Source organism: Streptomyces sp. NPDC088810 (genome assembly GCF_044750305.1).
Classification (GTDB): domain Bacteria; phylum Actinomycetota; class Actinomycetes; order Streptomycetales; family Streptomycetaceae; genus Streptomyces.
Map to the genome: position 1 here is coordinate 1 of NZ_JBIVJQ010000010.1, position 23,472 is coordinate 23,472.

A 23,472-nucleotide genomic window follows, 5' to 3' on the forward strand; every position below is an offset into this window, starting at 1 on the left:
TGGTACTCGGCGGTCCCCTCCTCCAGCACCGCCAGCCGGTCGAAGAACAGCTTCGACAGCTCCCGCGCGTCCTTCGGCGCCACCTGGGAGGGATCCGCGATCTCCGGCACGTCCACCCTCTGCTCCGCAGTCTGCGCGGTCGTCGTCGGCATCACGCGTCCCTCCCAGTCGATCGGCCATGTCCCGCCGGTCCATTGTCCGGCAAGCCCGCGTCTACCCCGGTTACCGGCCGGCATTCCTCCACATGCCGGCCGGGTGTGCGGTTCAGCTCGTCGTCAGGGTGGCGTCGTCGACGACGAAGCTGGTCTGGAGACCGGAGTCCTCGGTGGCGGTGAAGGTCAGCGTGATCTGCCGGCCGAGGTACTGGCTCAGGTCCAGGGTGCGCTCGGTGTACCCCGTGGCCGCGTTGGCGTTGGAGTACGACTGCTTCACGGTCCCGTCGACCTTGACCTGGAAGGTGTCGTACACCGTCGTGCCCGACTCGGCGGTGTCGATGTGCAGCCAGTACTTCAGGGTCGCCTTGGTGCAGCCGGACGGGACGGTCACCGTCTGGGTGAGGGTGTCGGTGGCCGCGTAGCCGTAGCCGGCGAGCCAGGCGTACCGGGTGCCGGAGTGCGCGGACTGGCCGCTGAACGTGCCGATCGCACCGGTGTCACCCGTCCACGGCGACGTACCGCTCTCGAAGCCGCCGTTGGAGACGACCTGGGAGGCCGTGCAGCCGCCCGCGCCCTTGACGGTGAGCGTGTAGGAGGCGGTGTGGGTGGTGGTACCGGTGCCGGTGATCGTGAGCGGGTACGTGCCGGGCGGCACCGAGGAGCCGACGGAGACCGTCGCCGTGGACGAGGCGCCGGAGGTCACCGAGGCCGGGCTGAAGGAGACCGTGACGCCCGCCGGGGCGCCCGAGGCGGACAGGTTCACCGTCTGCGCCGAGCCGGTGGTGGTGGCCGTGGAGACGGTGGCGGTCAGTGAGGTGCCCGGGTCGGTGCTGCCGGTGGCGGGGCTCACCGAGACCGAGAAGTCGTTGGCGGGAGCGGTGTCCGCGACCGCCTGCTTCCACAGCGTGTAGGCGACGCCGTCGGCGCTGCGGTTCAGCCCGGTGGCGTTGATGTTGCCGGTGGTGTCGCAGGAGGAGTGGTAGCAGCCGTCGTACGCGGCGCCTGCCGTACCGCCCCACTTGGCCGCCTGCGCCGAGGTCTTGCGGGCGCTCGCGCCCATGGCGTAGCCGGAGGTCGGGATGCCGTAGTTCTCGAAGGAGTAGTCGTCGGAACGGCCCGCGCCCTCGGTGTTCTCCTCGGGCTGGAGGTTCAGCGAGTCCCAGTACGCCTTCATCGGCGCGGCGGCGGTGGAGGTGATGTGGTTGATGAAGTAGCCGCCGTTGGGCGAGGCGACCATGTCGAAGTTGTAGTACGCCTTGATCGCCGAGCGTTGGGCGGAGGTCAGCGAACGGACGTAGAAGTCCGAGCCGTTGAGGCCCTGCTCCTCGTCCGTCCACCAGCCGAAGCGGACGCGCGCGGCCATCGACGGCTTGGTCTCGGCCAGTTTCAGCGCGACCTCCAGGAGGGAGGCGCTGCCGGAGCCGTTGTCGTTGATGCCGGGTCCGGCGGAGACGCTGTCCAGGTGTGAGCCGAACATGTACACCTTCGACGCGTCGCCCTGGGGCCACTCGGCGATCAGGTTGGGTCCGGCGCCACTGGTGCAACCCGAGGTGCAGGCCTGCTCGGTGACGGTGTAACCGGCCGCCTGGAGCTTGCCCTTCACATAGGCGACCGAGTCGCGGTAGCCCTGGGTGGTGGATCTGCGGTTGCCGCCGTTGCGGCTCGCTATGGCGTTGAGTTCGGTGAGGTGCGCCTGTACCCGGGTGACGTCGATGTCGGGCGCGGTCGCGGCCAGGGCGGGGGCAGGGCGCGCTGCCGTGGTGCGGCCGCCGGAGGCCGCCTCGGCGCTCGCGGGCAGCAGCGTGAGGCCCGCGGCGGCCGTGGCCAGCGCGAGTCCTGCCAGGGAGAGTCTTCGTGGTCGTAGCACCATGTCTCCTTGTGGGGTGGAGGAAACGGGAGGCGGGCGGCGGGCCTGGGTGGGCCGTGCCGCTTCACCCTGATGAGCATGCGCATGCCAAGGCCGGTTCAAGCCTCCGCGCGCCAGACCGGCCGGATCGGAAGCGTGCCGCCTGCTGCGCCATGTTCCTCCCGGGGCTACCGTACGGTAACCGCGCGGGCCTACGCTGCCGTCAACTCGGTGACAGCGAAGGGAAGTTCGGGGATGCGCGGATTGAGACGGCTGGCGGCGCTCGCAGGGGCCGCGGCTCTGCTGGTGGTGGCGCCGGGCAACGCACGGGCGGCGTCGCCGAAGTTCTCCGAGACGACGGCCATCGGCACGCACAACGCGTACGACAAGTCCAAGTACACGTACTTCGCACAGGCGCTGGACTCCGGCGCCTCACTGCTGGAACTGGACGTCTACGCCGACACCATCAGCCATCGCTGGCGGGTCAGCCACGGGAACCCGTTGGGCAACGACAACAACTGCGAGGCGGCGAAGACCCCGGGCGAGCTGTACAGCAAGAGCCGTGACCAGGACCTCGGCAGTTGCCTGGACAACATGGCCGCCTGGAACCAGCTGCACCCCGACCACCCGCCGATCCTCGTCAAGGTCGAGATGAAGGTCGGCTTCAACGACAAGAGGGGCCTCGGACCGGACGAGTTCGACACGCTCGTGGCGCAGAAGCTGGGCGGCAGCGTCTACAAGCCGGCCGACCTGCTCGGCGGGACGTACGGCACGCTGGACGCGGCGGCGAAGGCCAACGCCTGGCCCGCCCGGGACTCCCTCCGGGGCAAGTTCGTCTTCGACCTGATCCCGGGCACGGTGGAGCAGTCCAACCCGTTCGACAGCTACTGGACGGACGAGGAGTACGGCGACCACCTGCGCGACCTCTACGCGGCCGGGAGGATCTCCGCGGCCCAGGCCTTCCCGGCCGTGCTCGGCGCGGCGAACGGCGATCCGCGCACCAGCCGCTACGACGCCTCGATCCGCCCCTGGTTCGTGTTCTTCGACGGTGACGCGGCCACCTACGTGAACAACGGCTACGACACCTCGTTCTACTCCGCGAACCACTACATCCTCATCGCCACGGGCGCCCACAGCGTGTCCCCGGCAATCTCCTCCACCAGCCCGACGGACGCCGAAGTCGCCGCGCGGCTGGCTCTGCTGGCCAAGAACCACGCGAGTCTGATCACCTCGGACTGGTCGGCGAAGTCCGCGTCGGTGCTGAGTTCGGTGACCACCCGAAGCTGAGGTTCCGGACAGCGGCCCACGGGGGACAACCCTCACATGCTGCATGGCATCGACGTGAGCGCCTACCAGTCCTCCTCCTACGGGACGGACGGCCTCTCCTTCGCCTTCATCAAGGCGACGGAGGGCCGTTCGTACGTCAATCCCCGGCTGACCGCGCAGACGAAGACCGCCCGCGACGCCGGACTGGTCGTCGGCTTCTACCACTTCCTGTGGCCGGGCGACCTCACCGCCCAGGCCGAGTACTTCCTCCGCCACGCCCCGGACCGCGCCGGCGACATCCTCGCGGTCGACTGGGAGACCACGGGCGCCGGAACGCACGCGAGCAACGCGGAGAAGGACCGCTTCCTCCGCAAGCTGAAGGAGTCACGGCCGCACAACCGGGTCGTGCTCTACTGCAACCGGCACTTCTGGCTCAACCTCGACACCACCTCCTATGCCGGGGACGGGCTGTGGATCGCCGACTACGTCACCGCGGGCAAGCCGCGCATCAAGGCGAAGTGGCGGTTCCACCAGTACACCAGCGAACCCCACGACAAGGACGTGGCGAACTTCGCGAGCAAGGCGGCGCTGAAGGACTGGGCCACCCCGTAGGGACCGGGCGGCAGGCTCGGCCCCGGACGTCCGCCCGGACGTCAGCCCCGGAAGTCGGCCGGGCGTTCCGGGGAGGCCTCCGCCAGGGCCTTCTCCACGGCGGCCCTGCCGGCTCGGAGGCCGTAGACCGGGGTGCCGGGCTGCTGGCGCCAGGAGTCGGCGATGGTGCCGGCGTCGACCGTGTCGAAGCCCAGTGCGTCGATCAGGGCGCGGACGGTCCGCTTGGCGGCCTCGTCGTCGCCGGCGACCGGGAGGGCCATGCGGTCGGGGTCGCCCGCGGGGCGGTGCCGGTCCAGGATGTCCTGGGCGTAGGTGCCGTTGAAGGCCTTGATCACCGGGTGACCGAGGTGCTGCTCGGTCCAGCGGCTCTCGGTGAGGCCCTCGTCCTCGATGGCCGCGATCCGGCCGTCCCGCTGCTGCGGGTAGTAGTTGCCGGTGTCGATCACCGCGACGCCCTCGGCCGCGCCGTCCAGCAGGCCTGCGGGCAGGGCCGGGACCGCTTTCAGGGGAACGGTGACGACCACCACCTCGGCGCCCTTGGCCGCGTCCTCGGCCCGGACCGCGGTGGCACCGGTCTCCTCGGCCAGTTCCCGGAGTGTCTCGGGGCCGCGGGAGTTGGCGACGGAGACGTCATGGCCGAGGGCGGTGAGCCGCCGGGTGAGGTTGCCGCCGATGTTTCCCGCGCCGATGATGCCGATCTTCATGGCCGACCTTCCGGATGATTGATGCATACGCATGCTTCGGTCGTCCGGGTCAACCTCACGACTGCACGGCCTATTCCCCGCCGCCGCCGAACGGACGGCAGGGGGCTCCCGGTCCGGTCGGGACGGGCACCCCCTGCCGCCATCGGTCACTTGTTCAGGTAGGCCCAGAACTCGTCGAACGACAGCACCTTGTCGCCGTCGAGGTCGCGGGACTTGATGATGGCCTCCGCGACCGTCTCGGTGACGTTCCAGTCACCTTCCTGTGCCAGGGCGGACTTGAACTCCGCTGCGGTGATGAATCCGTCACCGTCCGCGTCGATCCGCTGGAACTGCTTGCGTGCTTCCTCGATGTCCGCCACCGATCCGCCCCTTTTGTTCGTGTTTCTCATGCCGTGCTGGCGTACTGACGCTGGTCAGATTAACGGCCCGCCGGAGACCTGACTGCGGCGACCACCCAGCAGGTCTGCGAGTCTGGGCCTTCCAGTGGCGAAAGACTCGGGGAGCGGGCCTTGGAGACCTTGCGGGACATTCTCGACGCGGCGGCGGCCGGCGTCTTCCCGGCGGCGGACGGCGGTACGACGGTCGTACCGCAGCCCTCACCGCGGGACGCCGGGGTGATGTCCTTCACCGCGCACTCGGTGGTCTTCACCGACGAGGACCCGCGGTGGGTGCGCGAGGCGCTGCGCGGCACGGACTGCGACGCGCTGGCGGCGACCATGAACCCGCGGTTCCTGACCGCCCTCATGGACCGGACCGGGCGCCGCAGCGAGACGATAGACGCGGTGCTGGTGGCCGACCCGCTGCCGGGCGAGCCGCCGCTCGCGCTGCGCGAGGTCGCGGACCCCGGCCATCCCCGGATCGCCTACGCCCACGGGCGCCGCGACGAGGTGCGGGCCTGGACCGCCGAGGGCGGGGTGCTGGTCATGGGGCGCGGGGTCGCCGGGCGGCTGGAGGTGTCGGTCGAGGTGGCCGAGGGGGTACGGCACCGGGGGCTCGGGCGGCTGCTGGTGACCGCGGCCCGGCAGCTCGCCGCGGAGCCGCTGTGGGCGCAGGTCGCCCCGGGGAACGCCCGCAGCATGCGGGCGTTCCAGGCGGCCGGTTACCGCCCGGTCGGCGCGGAGCTGCTGCTTCAGCGGAAGATGCCGGTGTGCCCCAGCGAGTAGCGGCCCGGCTGGGGGTACACGGCGAGGCCGTGGGGTCCGCTGCCGACCTTGATGCGGGCCACCTGGGCGCCCGTGCGGGTGTCGATGGCGTACACCTCGGCGTTGTAGCGGCCGGAGAGCCACAGGATCCTGCCGTCGGCGGAGACTCCGCCCATGTCGGGGCTGCCGCCGCCGGGCAGGTGCCACTTCTTGGTGAGCCGGTCCTGGGTGAAGTCGAAGACGGAGATGGTGCCCTCTCCGCGGTTGGAGACGTACATCTCGCGGGAGTCGCGGCTGACGTAGAGGCCGTGGGCGCCCTTGCCGGTGGCCAGGAACCGGGGCCGGGTGAAGCGGTCCCCGTCGAGGATCCACAGCCCGCCCGCCATCATGTCGGCGATGTAGAACAGCTTGCCGTCCGGGGAGATCTTGACGTCCTGCGGCATGGCACCGCGGAGCGGCAGCTTCTCCTGGGCGACGACCTTCATCCGCGCCGTGTCGACCTTGAGGATCTCGCCGCTGAACTCGCAGGAGACGATGAAGTAGCGGCCGTCGACGGAGAAGTCGGCGTGGTTGACGCCGTAGCAGGTGACCGGGACGGTCTTGACGACCTTCATGGTGTGCGCGTCCCGGAAGACCAGCTCGCGGTCCATGGAGGCCATGACGACCGCGTACTTGCCGTCGGGCGTGAAGTACAGGTTGTACGGGTCGTGCACGGCGACCGGCTTGCCGGCCCGGCCGGTCCGCGGGTCGATGGGGGTCAGGCTGTTGCCGAGGTCGTTGTTGACCCACAGGGTCTTCAGGTCCCAGGACGGTACGACGTGCTGGGGCTGGCGGCCGACGGGGATGGTCTCGACGACCTTGTAGGTCGCGGGGTCGATGACGGTGACGGTGTGAGAGTTGGTGTTGGGCACGTACACCCGGGAGGGGAAGTCCCGGACCACGGGCGAGAGCCGGTTCGGCCGGTCGGCGGAGTACAGGTCGGCCGGGTCCTCGACCGGGGGCATCCCGGGCAGCACGTTCACCCGCGGCTTGTTCACCCGCGGCTGGACCGGGGCCTTGCTGCCGAGGGCCTCGCTCTCCTGGTCCCCGCTGCCGCCGCACGCGGAGAGCAGCGTCAGGGCGGTGAGGGCGGCACCGGCGGCCAGCAGGCGGGCGGCTTTCGTGGTTCGCATCAGCTCAGCAGCTCCGTGGTGGTGACCGCGCGCAGTCCGCGGCGGCCGAGTTCGGTCAGGACGTCGGGGAGGGCGGCGACCGTGTCCGGGTAGCCGAAGTGCAGGCTCACCACCGATCCGTTGCGCACGCCGGCGAGGACCTCGCGGGTGACGGCGGCGGCGCCGGGGCGGGTGTGGTCGAGCGAGTCGACGTCGTACGACAGCACGTGCGGGTAGCCGGCGGCGCGGGCCAGCCGGGTGACGAGCGGGGAGGCGGTCGGGGCGCGGGAGGGGCGGAACCAGGTGCCGATGGAGCCGGTGAGCCGTGTGAGCCGCTCGGCGCAGTCGGTGATCTCCCGGCGGGCGTCCGCCTCGGCAAGGGTGTTGATGCCGATGTGCCGCTGGGTGTGGTTGCCGAGGTCGTGGCCGCCGTCGAGGATGCGGCGGGCGAGGCCCGGGTGTTCGTCCAGCCAGGTGCCGACGGCGAGCACGGTGAGCCGGGCGCCGTGCCGCTCGGCCGTGGTGAGCAGGGCGCGGGCGAGGGCGGGGTCGCCCTGGCCGTGGAAGGTGAGGGCCACCTGGGGGCGGCTGCGCGGGCCGTGGGTGATCTGGGCGGGGTGGCCCGGGTACGCACGGGGTCCCGCCGGGGGTTCCGCGGAGGGCGATGTGGGGGCGGCCGGGGCGGGGGGCCGGGCGGCGTGTTCGGTGCCGCAGCCGGCGGCGAGCGCACCGCCGGCGACGGCGCGCAGCAGATCACGGCGGAGGGTGGAGGTCACCCGCACCATTTAAGGACGGTTTGGCAGAAAAACCGGCGATTAGCCCGCTTGGGAGTGACGTCGGGTCGCCGTGCCCGGCATCCTGCTACCGGTCCGCGACCCGCATCTCGAACCAGGTCGTCTTGCCGCGCGGCAGCAGGTCGACACCCCACCGGTCGGAGAGCTTGTCCACCAGGAACAGTCCGCGTCCGCTGACGTCGAGTTCCTGGACCGGCATCAGACAGGGCAGCCCGCGCGAGGGGTCGCGGACCTCCACCCGGATCCAGCCGGTGCGGCGGCGCATCCGCAGGCCGAAGACCCGGGCGCCGGTGTGCCGCACGGCGTTGCCGACGAGTTCCGACACGAGTAAGACCGCGTCCTCGGCCAGCTTGGGACTGAGCCGCCAGGTGCGCAGGACGACGACCTGGGCGAGCCGGCGGGCGGTGGCGGCGGACTCGGGGCGGGACGGCAGCGGCACCTCCGCCTCCGTCGGGTTGCCGAACAGTTCGATCGCCTTGAGCGCCTGTTCGTCCTCGACCGCGGGCGACCAGCGCGCCGCGGCTGCACGGCTGTGTCCCCGCGGCTGTTCGATGCCCTCCAGCCCCGCCATGCCCCCATGATGGCCGTCCGGAGCCGGCTTGGGGGCCGTTCCGGAGGAATACGCCCCCCGCACGCCCCCGTTCCGCGCCCGTCGCCCGGCATATGTCATCGGCATGACGGTGTTCGACACAACCTGGTTGACCTGCGGAGACGGCTCACTTCCGGGCAAGCGCCAGGCTCCCTCGACAAGGCAGGCTTAAGGCTGCCTTAAGGCTCCCATAAACCGCCCCATCGAGGGACCCGAAAGAAGACGACGCGTCAACTCCCCGCCACCGGACGGGAGTCGGCGGGACGTGCGCGTCGTTGACGCTCAGACGAACTTGGCCTTGCCCGGCCCCTCCTCCACGAAACTGCGCATGCCCCGCTCGCGGTCCTCGGTGGCGAACAGACCCGCGAACCAGTTCCGTTCGACGGCGAGCCCGGTGTCGATGTCGGTCTCCAGGCCGGTGTCGACCGACTCCTTGGCCGCGCGCAGCGCGATCGCCGGACCCTGGGCCAGTCTCGCGGCCCAGGCGTGCGCCTGCTCGTACACCTCGGCGGCCGGGACGACCCGGTCCACCAGGCCGATGGCGAGGGCCTCGTCGGCCTTGACCTGGCGGCCGGTGAAGATCAGGTCCTTGGCCTTGGAGGGGCCGATCAGCCGGGGCAGCCGCTGGGTGCCGCCGGCGCCCGGGATCAGCCCGAGCAGGATCTCGGGCTGGCCGAGCTTGGCGTTGTCGGCGGCGATGCGGTAGTCGGCGCACAGGGCCAGCTCGCAGCCGCCGCCGAGCGCGTAGCCGGTGATGGCGGCGACGACCGGCTTGGGGATGCGGGCCACGGCGGTGAAGGCGTCCTGCAGGCCACGGGAGCGCCGGACCATCGCGGGATGGTCCATGTTCTGCATCTCCTTGATGTCCGCGCCCGCCGCGAACACCCGCTCGCCGCCGTAGATCACCACGGCGCGCACGTCGTCGCGGTGCGTGGCCTCCTCGGCGAGTTCCTTCAGCCGGTCCTGGGTGGCGATGTCCAGCGCGTTCATCGGCGGCCGGTCCAGACGCAGGGTGCCGACGCCTTCGGCGACTTCCAGAGTGACGGTCATGCAGGTCAGGTTAACGGCCACTAACGACAGTGGGCCCGGTGCCGTTCCTCACAGCACCGGGCCCGCTCGTCAGCCGGGGTTCACTTCTTCCAGGCGGCCCACGACATGTTCCAGCCGTTGAGGCCGTTGTCCGGGGCCACCGTGGCGTCGTGGGAGTTCTTGACGACCACCACGTCACCGATCATCGAGTGGTTGAAGAACCAGGCGGCGGGGACGGAGCCGTCGTAGCCGCCGCGGACGTCGCGCAGGCCCACGCAGCCGTGGCTGGCGTTGTAGTTGCCGAAGGCGTCGCCGCCCCAGTAGTTGCCGTGGATGAAGGTGCCGGAGGTGGTGAGACGGATGGCGTGCGGGACGTCCTTGATGTCGTACTCGCCGCCGTAGCCGACCGTCTCGCCGTTCATCCGGGTGACGGCGAGCTTCTCGCTCATGACCATCTGGCCGTTCCAGGTCTCGTAGCCGGGCTTGCCGGTGGTGACCGGGAGGGTCTTGACGACCTTGCCGTCCTGGGTGACCTTCATCGTGTGCTTCTTGGCGTCCACGACCGAGACCTGGTTGCGGCCGATGGTGAACTTCACGGTCTTGCGCTGCTTGCCGTAGACGCCGTCGCGGCCCTCGACGCCGTCCAGGTCGAGGTCGACGGTGACCTTGGTGCCTTCCTTCCAGTACTTCTCGGGGCGGAAGTCCAGGCGGTCGTTGCCGAACCAGTGGCCCTCGACGTCGACGGCCGGCTCCGTCTTGATCCTGACGGCCTTCTCGACCGCCTCGGGGCTGGTGATGCCCCGGGTGAAGCGTATGGAGAACGGCATGCCCACGCCGACGGTGGAGCCGTCCTCGGGGGTGAAGTAGCCGGCGAAGGTGTTCTTCGGGGTGAGCGTGGTGAAGGTGGCGTCCTCGGCGGCCTCACGGCCCTCGGCGTCCTTCGCCACCGCGTGCACGGTGTACTTGGTGGCCGCCGCCAGGTGCGAGGACGGCGTCCAGGCGGAGCCGCCCGCGGTGAGGGCGCCCTCGACCTTCGTGCCCTTCTCGTCCTTGACGGTGATCTCGGTCAGCTTGCCCTTGGCGACGCTGACCTTCAGCGCGCCGCTGGTGTCGACGCCGGTGGCACCGGACTTCGGCGCGATGCTGACCGCGGCCGTGGACTGTCCGCCCTTCTGGCTGCCGTCCTTGTCCTTCCCGTCCCCGGAACCGGACCCCGATCCGCCGCCCCCGCCGCACGCGGTGAGCGACAGCACCAGGGCGCCGGCTATGACTGCCAGTCCCCTACGGCCTCGCCGCCCCCGAGCCGACGCCCCCGCTACAGGCCGCATGTTCAAGTTGTTCTCCCCTCGCCGGACCCCTGATCAGGCCCGCTCCCCACCACGTTGTGCGCGCATATTAACTGCCAGGTTTTGAGCAGGGTGTCAGGCGAATGTCACCGTTCCGTCGCAACTTCCGCCCGGCACCCCCACCAGCGCCCCCGCCCCTCACCTGGTTACTTCTCCGCGCTGCCCGCTTTCCACTCCTTCCAGCCCATGTTCCATCCCCCGAGGCCGTTGTCGGGTGCGACCGTCTTGTCCTTGCTGTTGACGACTTCGACGACGTCCCCGACGAGGCTGCGGTCGAAGAACCAGCCGGCCGGGGTGTCCGAGCTGCCGCCCTTGACGTCCACGAGGCCCACGCAGCCGTGGCTGACGTTGACCCGGCCGGGGGCGTCCGTGGCCCAGTAGTTGCCGTGCAGGAAGGTGCCGGACTCGGTGAGCCGCATGGCGTGCGGGACGTCGGCGATGTCGTACTCGGCGCCGAGGCCGACCGTCTGGCTGTTCATGCGGGTGACCTCCAGCATGTCCATCACCACCATCTTCCCGTTGTAGGTCGGGTGCTTGGGAGCGCCCGCGGTGATGGGGACGGTGGCCAGGAGCTGGCCGTCGCGCCGTACGTCCATGGTGTGCTTGGCCGCGTCGACCAGGGAGACCTGGCTGCGGCCGACGGTGAAGGAGAAGGTCTTGTCCTGCAGGCCGTAGATCCCGCGGGCGCCCTCGACGTCCCGCAGGCCCAGGTCGACGGTGACCTCGGTGCCCGGTTTCCAGTAGTGCTCGGGACGGAAGTCCAGGCGGCCCTTGCCGAACCAGTGCGGGCGGATCTCGACCGGGGGCCGCGCGCTGACCCGGACGGCGCGTTCAACGGCGGCACGGTCGGTGATCTCCTGACTGAAGGAGAGGGAAACGATCATGCCGGTGCCGACGGTGGCGCGGTTCTCCGGGGTGACGTAGGCGATGAACCGCCGGTCGGGGACGTAGGTGGTGAAGGTGGTGTGGCGGGCCGCGCGACGGCCGTGGGCGTCCAGCGCGACCACGTCGACGGTGTACTTGGCGGCCAGCGCCAGCCGGTCCTCGTCCGGCCGCCAGGTCAGCCCGTCCTCGCTGACGCGCCCCGGGACCGGCGCGTCCTGCGCGTCCTGCGACCTGACCACGGTCACCTTCTCCAGGCGCCCGCCGGGCACCCGTACCCGCAGCCGGTCGTCGGGGCGTACGGCCTTGCTGCCGTCGTTCGGGGTCACCCGGATGACGTCCTCGGGGGGCGGCGGCTCGCCCAGTGCCCCGCCCATGCCCAGCGGGCCCGAGCCGTCCGCGGAGCAGCCCGCGAGCAGCCCCGCCCATGTCAGTGCGGCGGCCAGCGCGGCCCCCGCGCGCCGTGCGCGTCCTGTTACGTGCATCACACAGGACCCAACGACGGGGCACGCTCCGGGGAAACGTGAGTGCGAGCCACGCGCTGGGCAGAACAGAGGCAAGGACGACACGTCGGGGAGCCGCCGCGCCCGCCTCGGAGCCGTCGGGGCGCAGTCGTACCGGGCGGCCGGGGGTGCCGGAACGCTCCCCCGGCCGCTCGGCACGGCCGGACGCGCCCCTCGGGCGTGCCCACCGAGAAGAGGGGCCGACAGTGACGAGCGCAGCCGAGCAGCGGGCGCCGGCCGGGGAGCCGACCGCCGGGAGCGGGCAACCGGCGGCGGTGAACGGCGCCCGGCGGGCCGTACCGCCCGTCCCGGCCGTGTGGCCGGGTGCGCCGACCCCGCTGGGCGCCCGGTTCCGGGTCGGCCCGGACGGGGTCGCCGGCACCAACTTCGCGCTGTGGGCGGCCGGCGCGGAGGCGGTCCGGGTCAGCCTGTTCGACGAACAGGGCCGGGAGACGCGGATCCCGCTGACCGAACTGACGCACGAGATCTGGCACGGGTTCGTGCCGGGCGTGATGCCCGGGCAGCGGTACGGCTACCGGGTCGAGGGCCGCTGGGACCCGTGGACCGGTGCCCGCTGGAACCCGGCGAAGCTGCTGCTCGACCCGTACGCCCGCGCCGTGGACGGCGAGTTCGGCCTGCCGCCGGAGGTGTACGGGCACGTCCGGGACTGGCCGGACCAGTCGGTCGCCGACACCGTGCGCGACGAGCGGGACTCGGCGCCGTACGTCCCGAAGGGCGTCGTGGTCCACGACGACGACGACTGGTCCGACGACCGCCGCCCCAAGACGCCCTGGGCCGACTCGGTCATCTACGAACTGCACGTCCGGGGCTTCACCAAGCTGCACCCCGGGATCCCCGAGGAGCTGCGCGGCACCTACGCGGGCCTGGCGCACCCGGCCGCGATCGAACACCTGGTGCAGCTGGGCGTCACGGCCGTAGAGCTGCTGCCCGTGCACCAGTTCGCACACGAGGACCACCTGCTGCGCCGGGGCCTGAAGAACTACTGGGGCTACAACTCCATCGGCTACTTCGCCCCGCACGCGGCCTACGCGGCCTCCGGTACGACCGGACAGCAGGTCGGCGAGTTCAAGCGGATGGTGCGCGCCCTGCACGCGGCCGGCATCGAGGTCATCCTCGACGTGGTCTACAACCACACCGCGGAGGCGGGCGAGCTGGGGCCGACGCTGTCCCTGAAGGGCATCGACAACCGCGGCTACTACCGGCTCCAGGACGACGCCCGCCGGTACGCCGACTACACCGGCTGCGGCAACACCCTGCACGTGGTCCAGCCGCAGGTGCTGCGCCTGATCACCGACTCGCTGCGTTACTGGGTGACCGAGATGGGCGTGGACGGCTTCCGCTTCGACCTCGCGGCGGCGCTGGCCCGCTCGATGCACGACGTCGACATGCTCTCCCCGTTCCTGGCGGTCATCGCGCAGGACCCGGTGCTGCGCCGGGTGAAGCTGATCGCCGAGCCGTGGGACATCGGCTCCGGCGGCTACCAGGTCGGCGCGTTCCCGCCGCTGTGGACCGAGTGGAACGACCGCTACCGCAACGCCGTCCGGGACTTCTGGCGGCATGCCCTGCCCGACGTGCGCGAGATGGGCTACCGCCTCTCCGGCTCCAGCGACCTGTACGCCTGGGGCGGCCGGCGCCCCTACGCCTCCGTCAACTTCGTCACCGCGCACGACGGTTTCACCCTGCGCGACCTGGTGTCGTACGGAACCAAGCACAACGAGGCCAACGGCGAGAACAACCGCGACGGCACGAACGACAACCGCTCCTGGAACTGCGGGACGGAGGGCGAGACCGACGACGAGCGGGTGCGTGCACTGCGGCGCCGGCAGCTGCGCAACCTGCTGACGACCCTGCTGCTGTCCACCGGCGTGCCCATGCTGGTCGCCGGCGACGAACTCGGCCGCACCCAGCGCGGCAACAACAACGCCTACTGCCAGGACAACGAGATCGGCTGGCTGGACTGGTCGCTGCTGGAGCAGCCGGGCTGGCGGGCGCTGTTCGACCTGACCTCCCGGCTGATCGCGCTGCGCCACCGGCATCCGGTGCTGCGCCGGCGGGCCTTCTTCTCCGGCCGCGCCCAGACCGCGGACGGGCTGCGGGACCTGGCCTGGTTCACCTCGCGGGGCGCGGAGATGACCGAGGGCGACTGGTACGCGCCCGCCGCCACGCTCGGCATGTACCTGTCCGGACGGGACATTCCGGGCCGGGACGAGCGGGGCGCGCCGGTGGTGGACGACAGCTTCCTCGCCGTGCTGCACGCGGGCGACCGGCCGACCGGCTTCGTGCTGCCCGGGCCGCCGTGGGCGGAGCGGTACGAGGTCGTCGTGGACACCTCGGTGGAGGAGCAGGCGCAGGCGCCCGGTACGGTCCACCGGGCGGGGGCGGAGATCACGGTCCCGGCCCGGGCGGTGCTGCTGCTGCGGGTGGCCTGAGCCTGCGCGAGAGCCGCGTGTGACGCGAGTCACGGCTCCTGAGTGCAACGCCCTCGGCCCTCAGGGCCTTTTCTCTGGTGCGGGCCGCCATTTGGCGCACCGTCTATTCGGTGCGCCTATAGAAACGAAAGACGCAGTTTCAATCATTAGGCTTTCAATCAACTACCACTGAGTCAACTGCTCCACGACCATTGTCATCTGATAACTTCTCAGGTCGTAATCACTCGGCCAGCCAACGCCGAGTTTCTTTATGGAGTGATGCCTGCTATGAACAAGCTCGCGCGCGTCTCAATCGTGGCAAGTGCCATGTCGGCCGCATTGTCCATGTTCGTTGGAATCGCGCCGTCGGCATCGGCAGCGACCGGTCCCCGACTCATGAACGACAACAACTACTGCCTGGGCAGCCAGGGCGGAGCCAATAGGACGAACGCCCTGCAGTGGTACTGCAACAGCAACCCCGATCAGTCCTGGCACTTCAACAAGATGGGGAGCGACTCCCACGGAACCTACTACCGGGTGACCAACGACAATGGCCAGTGTCTGGGCATCAATGGCGTCTCCCAGGCGTCCGGCGCAACCGCCATGGTGTGGGACTGCAATGGAAACAAGGACCAGCTGTGGTACTGGCAGAAGGGTTCCAGTGCGGGCTGGTACCAGATGATCAACAGGAATTCGCAGATGTGCCTGGGCACAAAGGGCAACGCCGTCGGAGCCAAGGCGATCCAGTGGCCGTGCAACGGCAACCCTGACCAGCGTTGGGGCCAGTTGGACCACTGATGGTGGTGATCCCCGGCCGGGGCTATGACGACGGCGCGGTAGCCGGTCCCAGGAAGGCCGTGACGGCCGTCACGAAGCGGTCTGGGTCGTCGAGCGGCGGGTAGTGTGCGGCGCCCGGCGTCCGGGAAGAGGTCCGCGAACTTGGCCACGGTGCCGGGCGGGGCTCCCGGGTCGAAGTTGTCGGCCAGGAGGAAGACGGGCCGAGTGAACCGGGCGAGCCCGGCGCGCGTGGCGTCCGGGGCGAAGGCGCCATCGGCCCCGAAGACGGCCACGATCTCCGGGTTCATCCGCTCGTCCTCGGCGGCCTGACGGGCCCGGGCCGGCCTCGTCTCAGCGGCCGTGGGAGAACGGTGCGACGGCCTTCCAGCGGTCGGCTGTCGCCTCGCCCGCCAAGATCGCCTCCAAAACCGCAAACGCCTCCGGAAATCGCGGCTCGTCCCGGCGGAGCCGCGCCGTCCGTAGCCGGGGGTCACCGCTGATCGTGAGACAGACGGCCCGGACGCTCGGTGTGATCAGCGCGAGCTTGCCGACGGTGTCCGGATGACGGCTCGCACACAGGACGGCCAGATTCGCGCCGGTTCCGTGTGCGAGCAGATCCAGGTGCTCGCGCAGGGCCTGGACGTCGTCGACAAGCCGGTCGCAGCCGTAGGAGGCGGTGTCCTGCGGTGTCGCGGACCGGCCAGTGTCCCGGAGATCCAGTCTGATCAGCTGCCGGTGCGCGGACAGCCCGCCCAGGTCCGCCAGGTAGGCGGAGTCCGTCGGGCCTCCGGGCAGACAGACCACCGCAGGGCCGTCTCCGACGACGTGGTAGGTGAGCCGGGTCCCGTCGTACGCCGAGCAGGTAGGCATGGCAGGGACCCTGTCAGCAGCGCACCGGCAAGGGCAACCGGGTTTCGGCCGATGCTCGCACCCCGAGCGCGTCAGGCCAGGCTGTCCCGCCAAGCCTTGTGGAGGTCCGCGAACCGGCCCGTACCCCCGATGAGTTCGTCCGGGCGGCCGTCCTCCACGATCCGGCCGTGCTCCATCACCAGCACCCGGTCCGCGATCTCCACCGTGGACAGCCGGTGCGCGATCACCACCGCGGTACGGCCCCGCAGCACCGTCGCCATCGCCCGCTGCACCGCCCGCTCCCCCGGCACGTCCAGCGAGCTGGTCGCCTCGTCCAGGATCAGCACCGCCGGGTCGGCGAGCAACGCCCGGGCGAAGGCGACCAGTTGGCGCTGGCCGGCGGAGATGCGGCCACCACGCTTGCGGACGTCGGTGTCGTAGCCGTCGGGCAGCGCGCTGATGAACTCGTGCGCGCCGATCGCCTTCGCGGCCTGCTCGATCTCCTCCCGGGTGGCCTCGGGCCGGCCGATCGCGATGTTGTCGGCGACCGTGCCGGAGAACAGGAACGCCTCCTGCGTCACCATGACCACCCCGCGCCGCAGCTCGGGCACGGACAGCTCGCGCAGGTCCACGCCGTCCAGCAGCACGCGCCCGTCGGAGGGGTCGTAGAAGCGGGCCAGCAGCTTGGCCAGGGTCGACTTGCCCGCGCCGGTGGAGCCGACGACCGCGACCGTCTGCCCGGCGGGGAGGGTCAGGTCGAACCGGGGCAGCACCTCGCCGCCGGTGCGGTAACCGAACCGGACCCCGTCGAAGACGACCTCGCGCCCCGGGAACCCGCCCTTGAGCGGCGGCAGTCCGCGCGGCCGCTCCGGCTCCGGAACGGACGGCGTCTGCGCCAGCAGACCGGCGATCTTCTCCAGGGAGGCGGCGGCCGACTGGTAGGAGTTCAGGAACATCCCGAGCCGGTCGATCGGGTCGTACAGCCGGCGCAGATACAGCACCGCCGCCGCCAGCACGCCCAGCTCCAGCGAGCCGGACGCCACCCGGTGGGCGCCCCAGAGCACGATCGCCGCGACCGCCGTGTTGGCCACCAGCCGGGAGCCGACCACATAGCGGGCCATCTCCAGCAGCGCGTCCCCGTTGGTGCGCTCGTGCCGCTGGTTCAGCACCGCGAACTCGGCGTCGTTGGCGGCCTCCCGGCGGAAGGCGCGCACGGGGCGGATGCCGTTCATCGTCTCCACGAACTTCACGATCACCGCCGCGATCGCCGTGGACCGCGCCCGGAACACCCGCCCCGCGCGCCTTCGGTAGAGCCGGACCAGCAGATACAGCGGACCGAACGACGCCACCGCGACCGCGCCGAGGCCCAGGTCCAGCCAGAGCAGCATCGCCGAGATGGAGAGGAAGGACAGGAGGACGGTCACCAGCTCCTGGAGCCCCTCGTCGAGGAGTTCGCGCAGCGACTCGACGTCCGTGGTGGACCGTGAGATCAGCCGGCCCGAGGTGTAGCGCTCGTGGAAGTCGATGCTGAGCGCCTGCGCGTGCCGGAAGATCCGCCCCCGCAGGTCCAGCAGCACGTCCTGGTTGACCCGCGCGGAGGTCTCGATGAACGCGAACTGCAGCCCGCCCGAGGCGAGGGCGCACAGCAGGTAGCCGGCGCCGACCACGAGCAGCGGGCCGTGCCTGTCGTCCCGGAACGCCGGTACGGCGCTGTCGATGGCGTACGCCACCAGCAGCGGGCCCGCCTGCACGGCCGCCTGCTGGAGCAGCAGCAGGAGCGTGGTGAGGGCGACCCGGCCCTTCATGGGTGCGAGCAGCGAGCGCAGCAGGGCGGCGGTGGCGCCGGGCGGGGTGGGCAGGACGTCCCGGTCGAAGGGGTCGCCGCCGCCGGTGTCCCGGGGGCGGTCGGGGTCGTCGTCCGCGACGGCGGGGGTGGAGGCGGTCGTGCTGGTCAACGGGAGTCCTCCTGTTCCCCGGACATCAGGTGGGCGTACTCGGCGTTGTGGCGCAGCAGTTCCTGGTGGGTGCCGACGGCGGCGATCCGGCCGCCGGAGAGCAGGGCGACCCGGTCGGCGAGCAGCACCGTGGACGGGCGGTGGGCCACGATCAGCGCGGTGGTGTCGGCGAGGACCCGGCGCAGCGCGGCCTCCACGGCGGCCTCGGTGTGCACGTCCAGGGCGGACAGCGGGTCGTCCAGCACCAGGAACTCGGGCCGGCCGACGACCGCGCGGGCCAGCGCCAGGCGCTGCCGCTGGCCGCCGGAGAGGCTGAGGCCCTGTTCGCCGACCCGGGTGTCGGTGCCCTGCGGCAGCGCGTGCGCGAAGTCCGCCTGCGCGATGGCCAGGGCCCGGTCGAGTTCCGGCCGTCCGGCGCCGTCCGGGGCGCCCATCAGCACGTTCTCGCCGACGCTCGCCGAGAACAGGGTGGGTTCCTCGAAGGCGACGGCGACCTTCGAGCGCAGTTCCTCGCGGGACATCGCGGTGATGTCCACGCCGTCGAGGGTGATCCGGCCCGAGGTGACCTCGTGCAGCCGGGGGACGAGCGCGGTGAGGGTCGTCTTGCCGCTGCCGGTCGCCCCCACGAGGGCCATGGACTCGCCGGGGCGGATGTGGAGGTCGATGTGGGTGAGCAGGGGCGGGGAGCCGGGGGGTGCGTCGGGGTAGCGGAAGGAGACGTCCTCGAACCGGAGCCCCCGCACACCCCGCGCGCGCGGGCGGGCGTCCCCGGCCCCGGCCGACTGCTCCTCCGGCACCTCGTCCCTCACCTCGAAGTACCGCTCGGTCGCGGTGGCCGCCTCCTGGCTCATCGCCAGCAGGAACCCGATCGAGTCGACCGGCCACCGCAGCGCGAGGGCCGTACTGAGGAAGGCGACCAGCGTCCCCGCGGACAGCTCCCCGTCGGCCACCCGCACCGAGCCCAGCACCAGCGCCGCCCCGATGGCCACCTCGGGCAGGGTCACGATGACGCCCCAGATGGTGGCCAGCAGCCGCGCCTTGCGCAGTTCCGTGCCGCGCAGCCGGCCCGACAGCTCGCGGAAGGCGCGGGCCTGGCTGCGGTGGCGGCCGAAGCCCTTGATGACGCGGATGCCGAGCACGCTCTCCTCGACCACCGTGGTCAGGTCGCCGACCTGGTCCTGGGCGCGGCGCGCCGCCTGCGCGTACCGCCGTTCGAAGACCACGCAGGTCCACATCACGGGGACGGCCGGCCCGAGGATGACCAGTCCCAGCACCCAGTCCTGCATCAGCATGATCACCACGCCGACCACGATGGTGACGCCGTTGACGAGCAGGAACGTCAGCGGGAAGGCGAGGAACATGCGCAGCAGCATCAGGTCGGTCGTGCCCCGGGAGAGCAGCTGACCGGAGGACCAGCGGTCGTGGAAGGCGACCGGCAGCCGTTGCAGCCGCCGGTACAGATCCGCCCGCATCTCCGCCTCGACGTGCGACAGCGGCCGGGCCACGAGCCAGCGCCGTATGCCGAACAGGACCGCCTCGGCGAAACCGAGCAGGAGCAGGTACAGCGCGCCGAGCCACACTCCCGCCGGGTCGCGGTCGGCGACCGGCCCGTCCACCAGCCACTTCAGGACGAGCGGGATCACCAGACCGGCACAGGAGGCGACGACCGCGACGAACGCGGCGGTGAACAGCCGGGCACGGACCGGGCGGACGTACGGCCACAGCCGGAGCAGGGTGCGGACGGCGGAACGGTCGGTGGTTGCACGTGTCGAGGGCATCACTCGCGAGCGTACGGACCGCCGCTGACAACGCCCACCGAGTTTTGGCCCAAGGCCCGCGCGGACAGGCTCGTTGCAGGGACGGGGGGATGCATGATCGACGCGTACGAGGACCCGGGCACGCCCGACGCCCGCGGCGGCTGGTGGTATTTGTGGTGGCTGGTGCGGTGTCAGCCGGGCCGCTCGGTGGCCGGGGCGCTGCTGGGCAGCACCTGGATGGTGCTGCTGGCAGCCCAGCCGTACCTGACGGCACGGGCCGTGGACGACGGGCTGCTGCCGGGGCGGCTGGGGATGCTCGCCGGGTGGACGGCGGTGATGTTCGCGGTCGGGTCGGTGAACGCCTGGCTGGGCATCCTGCGGCACCGGATGATGACCCGGGTGCGGATGGACGCCAACTTCCGCACGGTCAAGGTGGTCGTCGCACATGTCGTGCGGCTGGGGGCCGCGCTGGCGCGCCGGGCCGGCGCCGGAGAGGTCGTCACCATCGGCGTCGGCGACGTCCAGACCATCGCGACGGCGCTGACCGTGGTCGGACCGGGTGTCGGCGCCGTCGTGGTCTACGCGGTGGTGGCCGGACTGCTGCTGACGGTCTCCGCGCCGCTCGCCGCCGTGGTGCTGCTCGGCGTGCCGGCGGTCGTGCTGCTGACGGGCCCGCTGTCACTGCGGCTGCAGGCTGCGGAGAGCGAGTACCGGGAGCGGCAGGGGGTGCTCACCGCGCGCATCAGCGACCTCGCGGGCGGCCTGCGCGTCCTCAACGGGCTGGGTGGCAAGGGGCTGTTCGCGGACGCGTTCCGGAGCGACTCGCAGCGGCTGCGGGCGCAGGGCTACCGGGTGGGCGCGGTGGCCAGCTGGGTGCAGGCCCTCGGGGTGGGCCTGCCGACCCTGTTCCTGGCCGTGGTGACCTGGCTCGCGGCCCGGCTCTCCGCCCAAGGGACGGTCACGGTGGGTGAGTTGGTGTCGGTCTACGGCTATGTGGCGGTGCTGGTCGGACCGGTCGCGTTCTTCGTGCGGATGGCCTACGACCTCAACCGGGGCGTGGTCGCCGCGCGCCGTGTCGTACGCCTGCTGCGGCTGGAACCGGAACCGGACACCGGCACCCGGCCGGCGCCCGCCGGACCGGCCGAGCTGTACGACCCCGCGTCCGGGGTGCGGGTGGTGCCGGGCCGGCTGACCGCGCTGGCCGCCGCCCGGCCCGTCGAGGCCGCCGCCGTGGTCGACCGGCTCGGCCGGTACGGGCCCACCGACGCCACCTGGGGCGGGGTCCGGCTCGACGCGGTGCCGCTGGCCGAGGTACGGCGGCGCATCCTGGTCGCCGACAACGAGGCGGACCTGTTCGCCGGGCCGCTTGGGGAGGTGGTGGCCGGCGCCGGGCCGGCCGGCGAGGCGGCGCTGCGCCGGGCGCTGTACGCGGCGGCGGCCGAGGACGTCGTGCGCGGCCTGCCGGACGGGCTGGACTCGGCGGTGGCCGGGCAGGGCCGCAGCCTCTCCGGCGGCCAGCGGCAACGCGTGCGCCTGGCCCGGGCGCTGCTCGCCTCCCCCGAGGTCCTGCTGGCCGTGGAACCGACCTCGGCCCTGGACGCCCACACGGAGGCCACGGTCGCCGACCGGCTCCGGGCGGAACGGGAGGGCCGTACGACCCTGGTGACCACGACGTCCCCGCTGGTCCTGGACCGGGCGGACACGGTCGTGTTCCTGACCGGCGGCAAGGTCACGGCGACCGGCCCGCACCGGCGGCTGCTGGCCGAGGAACCGGCGTACCGGGCACTGGTCGCGCGGGACGCCGAGGCGTCCGAGGGGGTCGCGCGATGACGGCGGGCGAGACCCTGCTGCCCGTCGCCGACCGGGCCGCCGTGCGGCGGGCCGCGGTGCGGCTCGTGACGGCCGACCGGGGGGCGTTCACCGCCGCGCTGCTGCTCAACGCGCTGGCCGCGGCGGCAGGGCTGGCCGGGCCCTGGCTGGTGGGCCGGATCGTCGACGAGGTGCGGGCCGGGCACGGGGTGGGCGCGGTGGACCGGCTGGCGGTCTGGATCGTGCTGTGCGCCCTGGCGCAGGTGCTGCTGGCCCGCTGGGCGCGGTACGTGGGGCACCGGTTCGGGGAGCGGACGCTGGCCCGGGTGCGGGAGGAGTACGTCGAGCGGGTGCTGGCGCTGCCCGCGTCCGTGGTGGAGCGGGCCGGCACCGGCGACCTGACCGCGCGGGGCACGGCGGACGTGGCCACCGTCGGCACCACGCTGCGCGACGTCGGCCCGGAGCTGCTGGTCGACACCGTCCAGGCGCTCTTCGTCCTGGGCGCGGTGTTCGCCCTGAACCCGCTGCTGGGGGCGTTCGGGCTGCTCGGCCTCGCCCCGATCTGGCTGGCGCTGCGCTGGTACCTGCGGCGGGCCCGGGACGGCTACCTCGCCGAGGGGGCGGCGAGTTCGCAGGTCGCGGAGGTCGTCGCGGCCACGGCGGCCGGGGCGCGGACCGTGGAGGCGTTCCGGCTGCGGGAGCGGCGGATCGGGGCGAGCCGGGAGGCGCTGGAGGCCTCCCGCCGCACCCGCCTGCACACGCTGTGGCTGCGGTCGGTGTTCTTCCCGGCGGTCGATGTGACGTACACCGTCCCCGTGGCCGGGGTGCTGCTGCTCGGCGGGTGGCTGCACGCCCGGGGCGCGGTCGGCGTGGGTGCGGTCGTGGCGGCGGCGCTGTACCTGCGGCAGTTCACCGAGCCGCTCGACCAGATCCTGATGCGGGTGGAGCAGCTGCAGAGCAGCGGCGCCTCGTTCGCGCGCGTGGAGGGGCTGGCGCAGGCTCCCCGGGGCGAGGGCGGCGACGGTGCGTCCCCGGTGCCGGCGGACGACCGGATCGAGGTGCGCGGTGTCCGCTACGCCTACGAACGGGGCGGGGAGGTGCTGGGCGGGGTGGACCTGACGGTACGGCCCGGGGAACGGCTCGCGGTGGTGGGACCCTCGGGCGCCGGCAAGACGACCCTCAGCCGGCTGCTCGCGGGCATCGACCGGCCCGGTTCCGGCACGGTGACGGTCGGCGGTGTGCCGGTGGCCGAGCTGGCGCCGGAGCTGCTGCGCCGGCAGGTGGTGCTGGTCACCCAGGAGCACCACGTCTTCCTGGGCAGCGTCCGCGACAACCTGCTCATCGCCGAACCCGGCGCCGACGACGACCGGTTGTGGGCGGCGCTCGCGACCGTGGGCGCCGACGACTGGGTGCGCGCCCTGCCGGACGGGCTCGGCACCCGGCTCGGCGAGGGCGGCCGGCCGACGGACGGTTCGCAGGCGCAGCAACTCGCCCTGGCGCGGGTGGTGCTGGCCGACCCGCACACGCTGATCCTCGACGAGGCGACCGCCCTGCTGGACCCGGCCACGGCCCGGCACACCGAACGCGCCCTCGCCGCGGTGCTGGCGGGCCGTACGGTCATCGCCATCGCCCACCGGCTGCACACGGCCCACGACGCCGACCGGGTGGCGGTCATGGAGGACGGCCGGCTGACCGAACTGGGCACGCACGAGGAGCTGGTGGCGGCCGGCGGGGCGTACGCGGCGCTGTGGCGGACCTGGCACGGGGACGCCACCGGCGAGGGCCGGTAGGCCACCGTGCCGGGTCGTCTCCGGCCTCGGGATCCACGACGACCAGCCGCCGGCGAGAAGGCCGGCGGCTGGTCGTACGGGTGCGAG

At 72.0% G+C, this 23,472-nt stretch carries 18 protein-coding genes and 2 pseudogenes; 7 read left to right on the forward strand and 13 right to left on the reverse strand.

Translation table 11 applies throughout. The features are described 5' to 3' along the window. Together ACIP4Y_RS27865 and ACIP4Y_RS27870 are read right to left on the reverse strand one after the other, a co-directional pair. A pseudogene (locus ACIP4Y_RS27865) lies at nt 1–152 on the reverse strand (RNA polymerase sigma factor SigF); the annotation flags it as partial. A 112-nt stretch (nt 153–264) separates the two neighbouring features. Next, nucleotides 265–2,025, reverse strand: coding sequence for a M28 family peptidase (locus tag ACIP4Y_RS27870; protein ID WP_401398439.1), 1,761 nt, complete (start codon nt 2,023–2,025; stop codon nt 265–267). Nucleotides 2,026–2,256: 231 nt separating this feature from the next. On the opposite strand from ACIP4Y_RS27870, the gene ACIP4Y_RS27875 reads away from it, so the two are divergent. Both ACIP4Y_RS27875 and ACIP4Y_RS27880 read left to right on the forward strand, forming a co-directional pair. After that, complete coding sequence (locus tag ACIP4Y_RS27875) at nt 2,257–3,288, forward strand: phosphatidylinositol-specific phospholipase C domain-containing protein (RefSeq protein WP_401398441.1); 1,032 nt, start codon at nt 2,257–2,259, stop codon at nt 3,286–3,288. Nucleotides 3,289–3,324: 36 nt separating this feature from the next. Beyond that, the gene (locus ACIP4Y_RS27880) at nt 3,325–3,879 is read left to right on the forward strand and encodes a glycoside hydrolase family 25 protein (protein ID WP_401398443.1); all 555 of its coding nucleotides are present in this window, start codon (nt 3,325–3,327) and stop codon (nt 3,877–3,879) included. 41 nt (nt 3,880–3,920) lie between these two features. On the opposite strand, the gene ACIP4Y_RS27885 is transcribed toward ACIP4Y_RS27880, so the two are convergent. Further along, a complete protein-coding gene (locus tag ACIP4Y_RS27885) occupies nt 3,921–4,610 on the reverse strand; it encodes an NAD(P)-binding domain-containing protein (RefSeq protein WP_358646677.1) in 690 nt (229 codons plus the stop codon). Nucleotides 4,611–4,729: 119 nt separating this feature from the next. Beyond that, on the reverse strand, nt 4,730–4,942 hold the full coding sequence (locus ACIP4Y_RS27890) for an EF-hand domain-containing protein (protein WP_358646715.1): 213 nt from the start codon (nt 4,940–4,942) through the stop codon (nt 4,730–4,732). Between the two features lie 150 nt (nt 4,943–5,092). Between ACIP4Y_RS27890 and ACIP4Y_RS27895 the strand changes: the two genes are divergently transcribed. Then, the gene (locus ACIP4Y_RS27895; RefSeq protein ID WP_401398445.1) at nt 5,093–5,746 is read left to right on the forward strand and encodes a GNAT family N-acetyltransferase; all 654 of its coding nucleotides are present in this window, start codon (nt 5,093–5,095) and stop codon (nt 5,744–5,746) included. Here ACIP4Y_RS27895 and ACIP4Y_RS27900 read toward each other — a convergent pair. The 6 genes from ACIP4Y_RS27900 to ACIP4Y_RS27925 all read right to left on the reverse strand — a co-directional run bounded on the left by ACIP4Y_RS27900 (nt 5,713) and on the right by ACIP4Y_RS27925 (nt 12,004). Then, the gene (locus ACIP4Y_RS27900) at nt 5,713–6,897 is read right to left on the reverse strand and encodes a YncE family protein (protein WP_401398446.1); all 1,185 of its coding nucleotides are present in this window, start codon (nt 6,895–6,897) and stop codon (nt 5,713–5,715) included. The two genes, ACIP4Y_RS27895 and ACIP4Y_RS27900, sit on opposite strands and share 34 nt — an antisense overlap. Continuing rightward, nucleotides 6,897–7,661 (reverse strand): polysaccharide deacetylase family protein, encoded by a 765-nt coding sequence (locus ACIP4Y_RS27905; RefSeq protein ID WP_401398448.1) that lies wholly within the window; start codon nt 7,659–7,661, stop codon nt 6,897–6,899. The genes ACIP4Y_RS27900 and ACIP4Y_RS27905 overlap by 1 nt, the downstream gene beginning before the upstream one ends. A 76-nt stretch (nt 7,662–7,737) precedes the next feature. After that, nucleotides 7,738–8,241, reverse strand: coding sequence for an ATP-binding protein (locus tag ACIP4Y_RS27910; RefSeq protein WP_053711786.1), 504 nt, complete (start codon nt 8,239–8,241; stop codon nt 7,738–7,740). Nucleotides 8,242–8,541: 300 nt separating this feature from the next. Next, nucleotides 8,542–9,309, reverse strand: coding sequence for an enoyl-CoA hydratase-related protein (locus ACIP4Y_RS27915; RefSeq protein WP_358646687.1), 768 nt, complete (start codon nt 9,307–9,309; stop codon nt 8,542–8,544). 80 nt (nt 9,310–9,389) lie between these two features. Beyond that, nucleotides 9,390–10,622: an Ig-like domain-containing protein gene (locus tag ACIP4Y_RS27920; protein WP_401398451.1), complete on the reverse strand. Its 1,233-nt coding sequence runs from the start codon at nt 10,620–10,622 to the stop codon at nt 9,390–9,392. 158 nt (nt 10,623–10,780) lie between these two features. Beyond that, on the reverse strand, nt 10,781–12,004 hold the full coding sequence (locus tag ACIP4Y_RS27925; RefSeq protein WP_401398453.1) for an Ig-like domain-containing protein: 1,224 nt from the start codon (nt 12,002–12,004) through the stop codon (nt 10,781–10,783). Nucleotides 12,005–12,225: 221 nt separating this feature from the next. Here ACIP4Y_RS27925 and glgX point away from each other — a divergent pair, with 221 nt between their 5' ends. Both glgX and ACIP4Y_RS27935 read left to right on the forward strand, forming a co-directional pair. After that, entirely contained in the window at nt 12,226–14,469 is a 2,244-nt protein-coding gene (gene glgX / locus ACIP4Y_RS27930) for a glycogen debranching protein GlgX (RefSeq protein WP_358646693.1), read from the forward strand. A gap of 267 nt (nt 14,470–14,736) precedes the next feature. Continuing rightward, nucleotides 14,737–15,246, forward strand: coding sequence for an RICIN domain-containing protein (locus tag ACIP4Y_RS27935; RefSeq protein ID WP_401398455.1), 510 nt, complete (start codon nt 14,737–14,739; stop codon nt 15,244–15,246). 22 nt (nt 15,247–15,268) lie between these two features. Here the strand turns inward: ACIP4Y_RS27935 and ACIP4Y_RS27940 are convergent. From ACIP4Y_RS27940 to ACIP4Y_RS27950, 3 genes and pseudogenes are all read right to left on the reverse strand, one after another. Continuing rightward, nucleotides 15,269–16,095 (reverse strand): annotated as a pseudogene (locus ACIP4Y_RS27940) (alpha/beta fold hydrolase). A gap of 71 nt (nt 16,096–16,166) precedes the next feature. Next, nucleotides 16,167–18,029 carry an ABC transporter ATP-binding protein gene (locus tag ACIP4Y_RS27945; protein WP_401398457.1) on the reverse strand — a complete coding sequence of 621 codons (1,863 nt, stop codon included), beginning with the start codon at nt 18,027–18,029 and terminating at the stop codon, nt 16,167–16,169. Beyond that, nucleotides 18,026–19,807 carry an ABC transporter ATP-binding protein gene (locus ACIP4Y_RS27950; RefSeq protein ID WP_401398459.1) on the reverse strand — a complete coding sequence of 594 codons (1,782 nt, stop codon included), beginning with the start codon at nt 19,805–19,807 and terminating at the stop codon, nt 18,026–18,028. Before ACIP4Y_RS27950 ends, ACIP4Y_RS27945 begins: the two co-directional genes overlap by 4 nt. Before the next feature lie 93 nt (nt 19,808–19,900). Here ACIP4Y_RS27950 and ACIP4Y_RS27955 point away from each other — a divergent pair, with 93 nt between their 5' ends. Together ACIP4Y_RS27955 and ACIP4Y_RS27960 are read left to right on the forward strand one after the other, a co-directional pair. Next, on the forward strand, nt 19,901–21,616 hold the full coding sequence (locus ACIP4Y_RS27955) for an ABC transporter transmembrane domain-containing protein (RefSeq protein ID WP_401398461.1): 1,716 nt from the start codon (nt 19,901–19,903) through the stop codon (nt 21,614–21,616). Then, the gene (locus ACIP4Y_RS27960) at nt 21,613–23,385 is read left to right on the forward strand and encodes an ABC transporter ATP-binding protein (RefSeq protein ID WP_401398463.1); all 1,773 of its coding nucleotides are present in this window, start codon (nt 21,613–21,615) and stop codon (nt 23,383–23,385) included. Before ACIP4Y_RS27955 ends, ACIP4Y_RS27960 begins: the two co-directional genes overlap by 4 nt. Nucleotides 23,386–23,472 lie beyond the last annotated feature (87 nt).